The following is a 14,319-nucleotide window of genomic DNA, read 5'->3' as shown; positions in this document are numbered from 1 at the left end:
TTCAACTAACAAGCCATTTATCAGGTTCAAGATGAGACTTTCCCCAACCATCTGCTACTACATGGGATCAATCCAACCTGTGCCTTTTCATGGTTCATCTGAAAATAGATCAACGCAGTTTCTGTCAGGGTTTATATGCTAATCATGTCTGAGGAACCTAATCAATCGAGCGATGGACAGCCCTACGATACTGAAAACTGCCTCACTAATCTGCTGGAAAACACGACACTATTTATTTGTCATGAATTGCGAACACCACTGACTTCAATTCAGGGAGCGTTGGGGCTTCTGCACACGGGTCAGTTGGGCTGTTTGTCAGATGAGGGACAGCACATACTAGAGATCGCCATCAAAAACGCAAACCGTCTAACTCGGTTAGCCAATGCGATTGAAAACAAACCTGTTTTATCGATGACGGTTCTCTCAGAAGAGGTTATTCAGCAGTTACAGCTAGAGAATGCGTTACATGAGGCACTCAATCGGCAGGAATTTTATCTGATGTATCAACCGATTGTTTCTACAGAAAATTATCAAATTATTGGATTTGAAGCATTAGCCCGCTGGAACCATCCCACGCAAGGGTTAATCCCTCCGACGATCTTTATTCCACTAGCCGAGAAGATTGGATGTATTCATCCACTAAGCATGAAGATTCTAGAGCAAGCTTGCCATCAACTCTGCACCTGGCAGCAACAGTTTCCTGCAACTCCGCCCCTCACCATCAGCCTCAATCTCTCAGCTTTACAACTGTTGCAACCCAGTTTAATTCAGGAGATCCAGCAAATTCTTGAAAAAACCGGGATTACCCCAAATAGTTTGAAGCTAGAAATTACTGAAAGCGCCTTGATCGAAAACCAGCAAACTGCTATTACGGTACTTTCACAACTTAGAGGCATGGGAATTCAGCTTTATGTCGATGACTTCGGTACAGGTTATTCCTCATTGGGACGGCTCCAGGAATTGCCAATTGATGTTTTGAAAATCGATCGCTCCTTTATCCAGAGTAAACAATGGGATATTAGTGAAACGATTGTTCGATTAGCCGCCAAACTGGGGTTAGATGTGATTGCAGAAGGGGTTGAAACCACGGAAGAGCTAGCAGCGTTGCAGGCAGTGGGGTGCAACAAAATGCAGGGTTACCTTTTCTCCAAACCACTGGATAGTCAGGCAGCCAGTGGTTTGATAGAGTCTTTCTACTCCGATAATTCCTACTCTGTATAAAAGTTATGATGATGCAGCAATTTTCCGAAACCCATACGAGTGCATGTCACCTTTGTACCCTCACCCTAAATCCCTCTCCCCAAGGAGAGGGACTTTGAATCCTGCCCCCTTCTCCCTGGGGAGAAGGGTTGGGGATGAGGGTAAATCAGGAACTTGCAAAAGTGACATGCTCCCAACCCATGCTCCACTGGCAAATATTCTGGCGAACTGGATCAGCAACTTTCAATTTGATCAACTTCTCATGCTCACTCAACCCGATCTCAAATGAATCCTGATTCAGCAAACACCTCTAAAGGCAACATTCTTGTAGTTGATGACTTACCCGATAATCTACGTGTATTGTCAACAACCTTAGTGGAATGTGGTTATAAAGTTCGCTGTGTTAGAAATGGTGAGATGGCGTTGGTCAGCATCAGCCATTGTCCACCAAATCTGATTCTGCTTGATATCCGCATGCCAACAATGGATGGGTATGAAGTTTGTCGGCAATTAAAAGCCAATCCTGCTACAAAAAACATTCCAATTATTTTTCTGAGTGCAGCCGATGATGTGGCGGGCAAAGTAACAGCCTTTGAAATGGGAGGCGTTGACTACATTACCAAACCGTTTCAAACCAAAGAAGTTCTGGCTCGAATTACCAATCAACTGACAATTCAAAGGCTCCAAAATCAACTGACTGAGCAGAACCAACGCTTACAGCAGGAGATTGATGAACATAAACAAACAGAGTTAGCCCTGCAAGATGCTAAAGATGCTGCGGAAGCTGCGAACTATGCAAAAAGCAAGTTTATAGCGAGAATGAGCCACGAGCTACGCACTCCATTGAATGCTATTCTCGGCTTTGCTGCACTGATGAAGGGCGATTCATCCCTGACTCAGGAGTATCAGGACTATGTAGACAGAATTAGTCAAAGTGGAGAATACCTGCTCAAATCAATCAATTATATTCTGATGATGGCAAGTGCCGAAGTCAACCAACTTTCGCGGAACGAACACAAATTTGATTTGTATCAGCTAGTCAACGCGATCTCCTCAACCTGGCACCCCAAAGCCCAAGCAAAAGGTTTACAGTTCCTGATTGAATATGCTCCAGGTGTTCCTCGCCATGTTTACGCCGATGAAACCAAACTACGCCAGGTCTTAATGAACCTGCTAGAAAACGCCCTTCAGTTTACCCAGCAAGGTAGGGTGGTCCTGCGAGTGAAAGTAGAGGGTAGAGAAGTGGAGGCGTGGAGGCGTGGAAAAGACAATCACAACGCCTCTATCCATCCTCCACCTCCCCTACCGTTCCATCCCTCCATTCCCCTCATCTTCGAGATTGAGGACACTGGATCTGGCATCGCTTCTGATGAAATGAATGAGGTATTTCAGGTCTTTTCACAAACAGAGACAGGACAAAAATCCGGACGTGGCATAGGTTTAGGGCTGTTTATCAGTCGTCAGTTTGTGCAGGTGATGGGGGGAGACATTACGATCACAAGTGCCCCTGTCCAGGGAACGATGGTTCGGTTTTATATTCTCGTCCACCCAGCGCAGTCAGATTTGGAGCAAATTCCATCGTCTGTTCAAGCGGGCGATCGCAGCCCCTCTGATCCCATTCCCACAGTTGCCAGCCAACCTCCCATGACGGAAGCCTTGATGCTAGAAGCCATGCGTGTGGAAATGCCTATTACCTGGTTGATCCAACTTCAGCAGGCAGCAATCAAAGGGTTTGATCACCAAATCCTCCAATTGATCGAGGAGCTTCCGGCAACCCATGCCCCCCTTGCCAGGATGCTAACGGATTGGAACCAGAATTTTCAATTTGAGCGGATTGTGACCGTTACCCAAAAAGTTTTGGAACGCACCTCCTGATTCAAATTCATGGATACCCTACTCTCCAATGCGATTGATCGTCATCCTCCCACAATCACAACGAAGGCGCTTGTGCCAGAGGCGATCGCATTGTTGCACCAAACAGCAGCGCCCTGCGTTCTGGTCGTCGAAGCAGATTCTGCTAAATTGGTTGGTTTATTCAGTGAACGTGATGTGGTGCGGTTGATTGGGTCGGGCACAGATTTCACCACTCAGCCTGTTTCAACCGTAATCAGCCCTCAAGATTTAGCCTTGAAGACTTCAGATCTCCAGGCGATAGAACCTGTATTACTCCTGTTTCAGCGCGCCCAACTCCGCGCCGTGCCGATTGTCGATGACCAGGGACAATTGGTTGGTCTGATCACCTCAAATGGCTTATTGCAGGCAATCGGTTTTGGGAAGGCTCTTAAACAGCAGGGCAATCAGGAAGAAGTTCGTCCATGGGAGACCTCCGGAGATAACCATCAGCAGATAGAACGATCCCTGCAAAAGCAACTTAACCGTGTCCTTATCCTTCAGAAAATTACAGATGCCATCCGTGCCCAATGCGATCCTCAATGCATTTTTGAGACGGCAGTTACCCAGATAGGGCAAGTCTTTGGCGTATGCCATTGTCATCTCTTAATCTATACCCCTGCACCAACTTCTCAACTGACGATCGCCGCTGAATATTCTGTCTCAGGGTCTACCACTCCCATCGCTCAAATTCTCCTGACCAAAAATCCTTTCGTACTCCAGATACTTGTTCAAGAGCAGGCAATGGCTACCTCCAATGTCTACGCTAATCCGCTATTACAGTCGATGGAGTCCCAGTGTCAACAAACCGGGCTAAAGTCAATCCTGGCAATTCGCACCTCCTATCAAGATCAACCCAACGGTATTCTGGTTTTGTACCAGTGCGATCGCTTCCGCCAGTGGAGAACTAGCGAAGTTCAAGTCCTGGAAGCGATCGCATCTCAGGTTGGCATTGCTCTGGCTCAAATTGGGTTATTGGAACAGGAGAAACGGCAACGGGAAGCGCTCGATCAGCAAAACGTTCTCCTGCAACAGGAAATTCGTGAACGGCAAGTTGCACTGCGTAGTCTGCAAAAAGCAGAGGAACGATTGGAACTTTTCTTTACTCAATCCTTAGATGGGTTTTTCTTCATGATGTTGGATCAACCCGTGCATTGGAACAGCATGATGAATGATGCTGATCGGGAAAAGATCCTGGATTATGTTTTTGCTCACCAGCGAATTACCAAAGTGAACGATGCCATCCTGATACAGTATGGTGCCAGCCGAGAGCAATTTCTCAATCTCACGCCCAGTGATTTGTTTGCCCATGATTTGGACTATGGTCGTCAGATCTGGCAACAGTTTTTTAATGCGGGTAAGTTGCATATTGAAACACAAGAACAGAAATTTGATGGCACACGGATATGGATTGAAGGAGACTATATCTGCCTTTATGATGCCGAGGGCAGAATTACCGGACATTTTGGAGTTCAGCGGGATATCACCTCGCGCAGACATGCTGAAGAAGAATTACGCAGGAATGAGGAGCGCTGGCAATTAGTGATTCAAGCCAGTAATGATGGCATTTTCGATGTAGATTTGACCACCGGAAATGGCTTTTATTCCAGGCGGTTTAAGGAAATGTTGGGCTACTCAGACCAGGAGTTTGCCAATACCAGAGACCAATGGGCAGATCTTTTGCATCCCGACGATCGCGACCGGGTGATTGCGACCAAAGCCTCCTACCTCCGGCGAGAAATCCCTCATCTGATACAGGAGTACAGACTGCGCTGTCAGGATGGCACCTATAAGTGGATCCTTGATCGGGCTTTAGCCGTTTGGGACGAAGCTGGAAACCCTATCAGGGTGTTGGGTACCAGTACCGATATTAGCGATCGCAAACAAGCCGAAGAAGCGTTGAAACGGCAACAGGAGTTTCTTCGTAATGTAATTGACATTCCACCCAATCTCATTTTTGCCAAAGACTGGAACGGTAGATTTGTTCTGGCAAATCAAGCCACTGCGGGAATTTATGGCACCACAGTTGACAATCTAATTGGCAAAACAGATGCCGACTTCAATCCCAATTTGGTTGAAATCGAACGTTTTCTTCAGGACGATCGAGAAGTCATTAGCACTGGAAAACCCAAGTTGCTCGATGAAATCGTGACTTCTGCCACAGGTGAGGTTCGTTACTTTCAAACCATTAAAAAACCAATTGAGGCGACTGATGGTCAGTCGGTCTTTGCACTGGGGATTGCGACTGATATTAGCGATCGCAAACAATCAGAAGCAGCCCTGGCAAAACGAGAACGGTATTTAGCTGCATTAGTAGAAATTCAACGCCTACTGCTTGCTTCCAAACCTGATCAAACCAACGATCAGGAAATTCTCCAGCAATTAGGTTTAGCCTCTGACGCATCCAGAGTTTACCGGTTTGAAAATCATTGGGATGCAGCAGGTAACCGGCTTATGAGCCAGCGAGCAGAATGGTGTGCCGAAGCGATCGCTCCCCAAATTGACAATCCCCTGTTACAAAACCTCTCCTATCAAGATTTCTTTCCCCGCTGGACAAAAACGTTATCACGGGGAGACATCATCAACGGTATCATCGCAGATTTTCCAGCTTCAGAACGTCTTGTCCTGGAACCGCAGAGCATTCTTGCCATTCTGATTCTGCCCATTCTGGTGGGAGGGCAATTTTTTGGATTTATCGGTTTTGATAATTGCATAACTGCCCATGAATGGGACAGTCTGGAAATCAGTCTTCTGGGTGCCGCCGCTTCTGCCCTGTCCCTACACGAAGAGCGCAAACAGGCGGAGGCAGCCCTGGCAAAACTCCTGGTTCAAACTCAAAAGCAGTCTGTTGCTTTAGAAAAAGCCAGAGATGCTGCGGAAGCTGCCAATCGTGCTAAAAGCGAGTTTTTAGCCAACATGAGCCATGAGCTACGCACCCCACTCAATGCTATCTTAGGCTTCACCCAGATAATGGGACATGACACCCTGCTTAACCCGGAAAACCACGGATATGTCAATATCATTAACCGCAGTGGGCAACACTTACTGGCGCTGATCAACGACGTATTAGAAATGTCCAAGATTGAGGCAGGCAGACTTAAGCTCCATGCAACGGACTTTGACCTCTACTACCTGCTGGATACGCTCTACGAAATGCTGTATCTCAAAGCCAGTGCGAAGCATCTACAGCTTACGTTTGAGCGAACCTCCAACCTACCTCAATATATTACTACCGATGAAGGAAAACTGAGACAAGTCTTGCTTAATCTGCTGGGTAACGGAATCAAGTTTACCCAACAGGGCAGTGTAACACTGCGTGTCAAGGCACAACGCAGTCAGGCAGAAGTGGTGCGGAATAGCCATACGAATTGGAACGAAGTTTCGATTCATCCCACTTCCAATATGCCCCCCTCCCCGCCGATCACTCTCTGCTTTGAGGTGGAAGACACGGGCACGGGCATTGCACCGCAGGATCTACAACGGCTATTTAGCCCCTTTGTGCAAACCCCCTCAGGGCAGCAATCTTCTGAGGGCACCGGGTTAGGATTAACCATTAGCCAAAAATTTGTTCAGTTAATGGGGGGGGAAATCACCGTTGCAAGTGTAGTTGGTCAGGGTAGCATCTTTCGGTTCGATGTTCAGGCTGTCCCTGCTCCAGGGGCACTACCCCCCATTCCCTACCCAACTCAACGGGTCGTCAGTTTGGTGCCCAACCAGCCCCCCTCCCGTGTGCTGATTGTAGAAGACCATAGGGAAAACCAGCTAGTTTTAGTGAATCTATTGCAACTTGTCGGCTTTGATGTTCAGGTTGCCAGCAATGGGCGGGAGGGTGTTACTTTGTGGGAAAGCTGGCAACCCCATGTGATTTTGATGGATATGCGAATGCCAGTGATGGATGGGTATGAGGCGACTCAGCAGATTCGAGCAAAAGAGCAGCAGCGTAAAGGCGATGGGGGCAAGGAATCTCTTGTCATCACCACCACCAAGATTATTGCGGTAACAAGCAGTGCTTTTGACGAAGAGCGGTTGGCTATTTTAGAGGCAGGGTGTGATGATTTGATTAGTAAGCCGTTTCGGCAAGAAGAGATTTTTGCTAAGTTAGCGCAATATTTGCATGTTCAATATACTTACGCAACCAAAGATGAGAGAGGAGCGATGGAGAGTGAGTATCACGACTTTGGCTCATCTCTGCTCTACCCCTTGAGGGAAAATTTAGTTCTAGATCGCTCATCCCTGAGTGGAATGCCTGATGAGTGGATTTCTAAGCTGCATGAAGCAGCTATTTTGGGCAAAGATCGCTGGTTACTGGAATTAATTGGGCAACTTCCAAGTACCCATTTTAATCTGGCGCAAGTTTTAAAGGAATGGATCAGCAACTTCCGGTTTGACAAGATTGTAGAACTGACAGAGTTTGTGGGTTATGAATAAGCTTCTATGCAAACACGCATGGCGGCTCCTTCCAGGTGTAATGACCGCGATCGCGATCGCGCTGCTGCTGCGGCTCGGTACTTTTCAGCCACTGGAGCAGATCGCCTATCATCATCTCTTTCAAGCTCGCGGAGCGATGACCTGGGATGGGCGATTGGTCGTAGTGACAATCGACGATGCCAGTTTAAAGAGATTGGGACGCTTTCCCCTGTCACGACGATATTACACCCAACTACTCAACACCCTCTCCGATGCCGAGCCTGGTGTCGTCGTTATTAACCTGCTCTGGTCAGAGCCAAGCCCAGAGGATGCCCAGCTTTCCGAGGCGATGATGCACAGGGGCACGTTGTCCTAGCACAGGGTTGGGATCAAACGGGAAAAGCCTTGATGCCAGTGCCCAACTTAGCGGCGGCGGCGATCGCAACCGGGCATGTGCTGAAGCGTGAAGACACGGATGGTTTAGTTCGGCAGGTTGATCTGCAAGTAGACGGACAACCAGCCCTGGGAGTGGCAGCCGTTCAGTCCTATAGCCTGATACAGACCTCTGTCCCCCTACCCGATTTAACTCAACCCTTCTGGGTTAACTGGGTCAGCCCCGCATCAGAACTGCGTTCCTATTCGTTTGTAGATGTGATTGATGGCAAAATTGCTCCCAATGTTTTCCATAACAAGATTGTTTTAGTCGGAGTTACGGCTGCTGGACTGGACCGCCTCATCACTCCCTTTGATCGAACTCCCCCCACCAGTAACGTCTACCTCCATGCAACCCTGATCCACAATCTGTTGCAGCAGAAATCCCTCAATCCCCTCCAGACAAGGGGGCTATGGCTACTGCTGCTATTGAGCGCACCGGGCTTAAGTTGGCTAATGTCAGCCTGGAACACCCGGCAACAGCTAGTTGTCATTGCCGGACTGTGTGTCGGCTGGGGTTTGTTGGGTCTGCTATTATTTAATGCCCACTACTGGGTACCTATCTCGCCTCCGATCGCCCTATTTACCATGACCGCGGTCATGGTTGCCCTGAGTGATCGCCTATGGGAAGACTATTTGCTTCGCCGCCAGATTGCCCACCTCTGGAAACACTACCGTCAAGACTTAATTGTCAATGCGGTAGAAACCGAGGATCCGTTAATTCCGATGCAGAAGCAGAAGTTACCCCAACCCCAAAATGCCTTGTCGCGGGTAGCTCAATTGGCGGTTCTGGCAGAACAATTAGGGCGTTCCCAATCGACGCAAACGACGATCGCCCAGACCCTCCCAATTGGGCTGCTGGCAGCAGATCTAAATGGGGAGGTCTGGTTCTGTAACCCAGTTGCGGTTCGATCGCTTCAGGTGAAGGTCGGTAGCTACCTCACGACTAAACTGGTACCCAACTGGCTTAGCCTAGAGCAATGGCAGACTAGCCTGGCTTGTTTGAAAGCAGGAAACCCAATTAAACATAGCAATCTACAACAAGGCGATCGCTGGTTTGACATAACATTGCAACCCTTGACCTATCCCACGTTTACTAAAAACAATCAACCAAGCAAGTTAGACGGTTTTCTACTTTTATTAGAAGACATCAGCGAACATCAACAGGCAGAAGCTGAACTGCAACAGGCGAAGGAAGTAGCGATTCGCGAAGCCACCCGTAGTGAAAAAGCAAACCGCGCCAAAAGTGAATTTCTGGCAAACATGAGCCATGAATTGCGAACGCCCTTAAATGTCATCCTTGGTTTTACCCAGGTGATGAACCATGACAAGTTCCTAAGTGTAGACCATCAAAACCATCTGGAAATCATCAACCGTAGTGGACAACATTTGTTGGGATTGATTAACGATGTATTAGAAATGTCCAAAATTGAAGCGGGCAGGGTCAGGTTGAATCAAACAAGTTTTGATCTTTACCACCTGCTTGACGACTTGGAAGCCATGCTCCGAATTAGAGCAAATGCCAAACAACTGCTGCTGACGTTTGAGCACCCGCTAAATTTACCCCGCCACATCACTACCGATGAAGGCAAGCTGCGTCAGGTTTTGCTGAACTTGATTGGCAACGCGATCAAATTTACCGAAATGGGAAGAGTAAGCCTGCGGGTATTCACCGAGCAAGAACACTCCCCCGCTCTCTCCGATCCTATCCACACCCTGGCGTTTGAGGTTGAAGACACGGGACCTGGAATTACCCCAGAAGAACTTAAGCATTTATTTCAGCCCTTTGTTCAGGCTAGAGCAGGTCAGCAGGCAAATGAGGGAACTGGTCTGGGATTGGCGATCAGTCGGAAATTTGTCAACCTCATGGGAGGGGACATTATGGTGTGTAGCGCGATCGCCCAGGGAAGCATCTTCAAGTTTCACATTCAGTTTAGCCAGACTGAAGCCGCCGACATGGTGACTCCCTTGAACACCGCTCAAGTGGTTGCTCTCGCCCCAGGTCAACCCACCTATCGCATTCTGATTGTCGAAGACCAATGGGAAAACAGTGAATTTTTAGTCAAGTTATTGGTTCCCCTGGGCTTTGAGGTCTGGGAAGCCAGAAATGGAAAGGAAGGCATCGCTGTTTGGGAACAATGGAAGCCACACTTGATTTTAATGGACATTCGTATGCCCGTGATGGATGGCACTGAGGCAACCCAAAAAATTCGGGCGATCGAACAAGCCAGAAGGGTCAGCAGACCCCACCAAAATTCGATGGTTGCATCTCTGCCATCCTCACCGCTCCATCCTTCTCCCCCTACTAAAATTCTGGCGCTCACCGCTAGCGTTTTTGAGGAGAACAAAGCCGCTGCTGTGGCGATCGGCTGTGATGACTTTTTACGCAAACCGATTCAGGAAAACACTCTGCTGATTAAATTGGCAGAACATTTGAGGGTGCGCTATCTCTACGAAGATGCTAGTCCGACAGAAGCAGACAGGAGCGAACAACTGACTACTCCAACCGGGGATTTAAGGGTTCACCTGGCTGGAATGTCAATTGAATGGATTAACCAACTTCATGAGGCTGCTGTCAGAGGCTCTGATTGCCTAATCCTCCAGTTAATTAAGCATATTCCTGCCACCCAGGCTTCCCTGGCGCAGGCTTTAACCCACTGGGTAGACGACTTTCAGTTCGATGAAATTATCCATCTAACTCAGCCGTTTATTGAAGTAAAGGAGTTGCCATAAGACCTGGGGCAAATTGGAAAACACCAAACCTTGTCCCTATAATCCCAACCCCCAAACCCAACTTCATTGACACCTGAACCTCACACCTGCTAAGGGTATGCTATTGCCTCGCCTTCAGTCTCCAGACTCTCAAAGCTTTCGTGGGATACCCCTGCGCCTGATCCTGGTAGTGCCGTATGTACTCCAGATCGTTGTAGCCGTGGGTTTGACTGGCTGGTTTTCCCTTCGCAATGGGCAGCAAGCCGTAAACGATCTGGCAACTCAACTACGCAACAAAACCAGTACTCAAGTCACCCATCACCTTGAGGATCAGTTGCTGCTTCCCCGCCACATTAATCGACTCAATTTAGATGCCATCAACGTTGGAACGCTTGACTTGCAGGACTTCGATCGCATGGAACGAACCTTCTATCAACAGATGCAAATTTTTGATGTTGGTTACATTAACTTTGCCAATCCCCAGGGTGAATTTATCGGCGTTGAACGGTTAGAGAATGGCATGTTTTTAATCAACGAAACTCGCAAGCCTTCCCTTTCCAGCATGTCTGTCTTTAGAGTTGATGCGCAGGGAAACCGCACTACCTTAGAAAAAATTTTGTCTGACGAACCTCCAGTGCAGGAAGAAGGCTGGTACGCTGATGCAGTTCAGGCTAAAAAACCTGTTTGGAGTAACATTTATCAATGGGATGACAAACCAGAAATTTTGTCAATTTCGTCCAGCTATCCTGTCTATAACGATCAACAGCAGTTGCTAGGTGTGATTGGCGTTGATCTGCTGCTTTCAGGGCTGAACGATTTTTTGCGCAACGTGGAGGATAGTCCCTCAGGAGAAATTTTTATCATTGAGCGCAGTGGGCTGCTTGTAGCCAGTTCAGCCGCAGAACTGCCTTTTATTATAGAGGCAGGCAAAGCGCAACGAATGAGTGCGGCTCAGAGTCGCAATCGGTTAATCAAATCAACCTTTGAATATCTAAATCAGCGCTTTAGTAATCTGGATCAAATTCAAACTATTTACCAATTGAACTTTTCAATGGCTGGAGAACAGCAATTTGTCCAGGTGACTCCCTGGAAAGACCAGCATGGATTGGACTGGCTTGTAGTGGCGATTGTTCCAGAGGTCGATTTTATGGAACAGATTAATGCGAATACTCGTACCACCATTTTGCTATGCTTGCTTTCCCTCGCATCAGCCATTCTGCTGGGTTTAGTGACTTCGCGTTGGCTAAGCCAGCGGATCCAGCATCTAGTCAAGATCAGCCAGGAAATTGCCTGTGGCAACTTTAATCACACCGTTGAAGTGAAGGGAATCAGGGAATTGGAAGACCTGTCCCAGTCTTTTAATCAGATGGCGGCTCAACTGAAAGCATCCTTTACTGAACTCGAAGATCGGGTTGCCCAGCGAACAGTGGAGCTTTTGGAGGCTAAGACGGCTGCTGAAGCTGCCAGTTATGCAAAAAGCCAGTTTTTAGAAGCCATGAGCCACGAATTACGCACTCCGCTCAACGCTATTCTGGGGGTTGTTCAAGTATTTCACCATGACCCGTCGCTGACTACGGAACATCAAGATCGGTTAAAGATGATGCATCGCAATGGTAATCATCTTTTGGCTTTAATTAACGACCTACTTGAGATTGCTAGAATCGATGGGGATCAATCTCCCTCAAGCAGCAATCGTTTTGATCACGAATTAAGCTTAAAACCGGAAAGCAGCCTTCACACCGATGCAGAAAACACCGACCAAAGGCTCTTGGTTTATCTGGCTCAAATGTCTCCAGAGTGGGTCACTCAATTGCACCAGGCTGCGATTAAAGGCTTTGACCAAGAGGTTCTACAGCTAGTGACACAAATTCCAGCAGATTTTGTTCCCCTATCGGTCAGTTTAAAGAGTTGGGTTAAAGATTTTCAGTTTGATCGGGTGATCGATTTGATTCACCAAATAGATAATAAGTATTCACTGTTGGATTAGCTAGTAGTGCACCTGTCAATTGGTTATAAGCATATTTTTTCGGTAACCAGTAATTTGAGGAGAAGCTTTATGAGTGGCTATGTGGACAAAGGGTTAAGTGGTGATATTTTGCTGGTGGATGATACTCCAGATAACCTGCGTGTCCTGTCTGCCATGTTGACTAATCAGGGATTTGAAGTTCGTAAAGCTTTGAATGGACAGCGGGCGATCGCCTCTGTCCAGGCAGATCCCCCAGATTTGATTCTGCTTGACATCAAAATGCCTGAAATGGATGGTTATATGGTTTGTCAGCACCTCAAAGCGGATCCCCAAACCCGTGAAGTTCCCATCATTTTTATCAGTGCTCTGGATGATGCCTTAGACAAAGTCAGAGCCTTTTCTGTGGGCGGTGTAGATTATGTTACAAAACCTTTTCAAGAAATCGAGGTGTTAGCCCGGATTGAACACCAATTACGCATTCAAAGGCTACAACAACAACTGAGGGAGCAAAACGAGGAACTGGCTCGATCCAACCGGGAACTAGAACATTTTGCTTATGTGGTTTCCCATGACTTACAGCAGCCCTTGCAGAGCGTTACAGGGTTTGTCAAGCTCATCCATTTGAAGTACGAGAATTACCTGGATGAAGTCGCATTTGATTATCTCAATCGAATTCATGATGCAGGCAACCGAATGCAACGATTGATTCAGGACTTACTTGCCTATTCTAAAGTAGGCAAACAAAATCAGGAATTTGAGCCGATTGACTGTAACCATGTGCTGAAGCAGGTATTAGATAATTTGCAAATTGAGATCAGCGAAAAGCACGTCGATCTATCCCACGATTCACTTCCTACTGTCATGGGGAATGAAACTCAACTGATTCAGCTTCTACAAAATCTAATTAGTAATGCCATTAAATTTGTGTCTCCTGGCATCACTCCCCAAGTAAAAATTTCAGTTGTCAAACAGGGAAGTCAATGGCTATTTGGAGTGCATGACAATGGAATTGGGATTGAATCTAACCATCTTGGACAGGTCTTTGAAATCTTTCAACGAGTTCAATCGGCTAAACACTATCCTGGCACTGGCATTGGTTTAGCTACTTGCAAGAAGATCGTTGAAAATCATGCTGGTCGAATCTGGATCAATTCTCAACTGGGTATCGGAACAACCTTCTATTTCACCATTAAGGATCCTGGATTAAATAACCTAACAGCAGCCAGATAGATTGCGGATCAATCTACCTGATGTTCTGTAATATAGTTGTCTCGACTGTAAGCAGGCAAGATGCTTGTCCTACGCTTGTCGCCTCCACCCGCTGATTATATTTTCTAATTAAAGCGATTAGCTAAAAAGAATATGAGCTAACCCTGGAGTCAATCTATCGAAGAGCAAGAAATGTTCAATGGTAGAAATGGCTTTTTCTTAACTATTGCTAAAGACTTTGTAGTATTTTTAGATACTAATACCTGAATAAGGACTTTGATTCCCATTGGGTATGGCTTCTGACTGACCGATAAATCTTTTGGCTCCAGCGGCATAAGCCGCCGTTATATAAGCAAAACCTGCCTACGCGGGTGATGCAACGTTTTTCCAAACCTATCGCTTTAAAGCATCATGGCAGAGCCTATGGGGTTTGTCCAATTGATGCTGATCGATAACCATTTTTGATCAACTTCACTGGCATACAACTTTGCCGTGAATTACTT

7 protein-coding genes are annotated in these 14,319 nt (G+C 47.0%); all 7 read left to right on the top strand.

The genetic code is table 11. The features are described 5' to 3' along the window. Positions 1-144: 144 nt before the first annotated feature. Complete coding sequence (locus AC1S52_RS14445) at positions 145-1,221, top strand: putative bifunctional diguanylate cyclase/phosphodiesterase (protein ID WP_482029722.1); 1,077 nt, start codon at positions 145-147, stop codon at positions 1,219-1,221. Positions 1,222-1,485: 264 nt separating this feature from the next. Beyond that, positions 1,486-3,075: an ATP-binding response regulator gene (locus AC1S52_RS14440; RefSeq protein WP_482029721.1), complete on the top strand. Its 1,590-nt coding sequence runs from the start codon at positions 1,486-1,488 to the stop codon at positions 3,073-3,075. Positions 3,076-3,084: 9 nt separating this feature from the next. Then, positions 3,085-7,518 (top strand): PAS domain S-box protein, encoded by a 4,434-nt coding sequence (locus AC1S52_RS14435; protein ID WP_482029720.1) that lies wholly within the window; start codon positions 3,085-3,087, stop codon positions 7,516-7,518. Beyond that, on the top strand, positions 7,511-7,873 hold the full coding sequence (locus tag AC1S52_RS14430) for a CHASE2 domain-containing protein (protein ID WP_482029719.1): 363 nt from the start codon (positions 7,511-7,513) through the stop codon (positions 7,871-7,873). The genes AC1S52_RS14435 and AC1S52_RS14430 overlap by 8 nt, the downstream gene beginning before the upstream one ends. A 32-nt stretch (positions 7,874-7,905) precedes the next feature. Further along, complete coding sequence (locus AC1S52_RS14425) at positions 7,906-10,662, top strand: ATP-binding protein (RefSeq protein WP_482029718.1); 2,757 nt, start codon at positions 7,906-7,908, stop codon at positions 10,660-10,662. Positions 10,663-10,759: 97 nt separating this feature from the next. Continuing rightward, positions 10,760-12,628 carry a methyl-accepting chemotaxis protein gene (locus AC1S52_RS14420; RefSeq protein ID WP_482029717.1) on the top strand — a complete coding sequence of 623 codons (1,869 nt, stop codon included), beginning with the start codon at positions 10,760-10,762 and terminating at the stop codon, positions 12,626-12,628. 69 nt (positions 12,629-12,697) lie between these two features. Then, positions 12,698-13,837, top strand: a complete 1,140-nt coding sequence (locus tag AC1S52_RS14415; RefSeq protein ID WP_482029716.1) for a response regulator — start codon at positions 12,698-12,700, stop codon at positions 13,835-13,837. The last annotated feature ends 482 nt before the right edge of the window (positions 13,838-14,319 follow it).

It is taken from the genome of Kovacikia sp. CALU 1929, from assembly GCF_056784235.1.
This window is presented reverse-complemented; position numbering and strand designations above follow the sequence as displayed.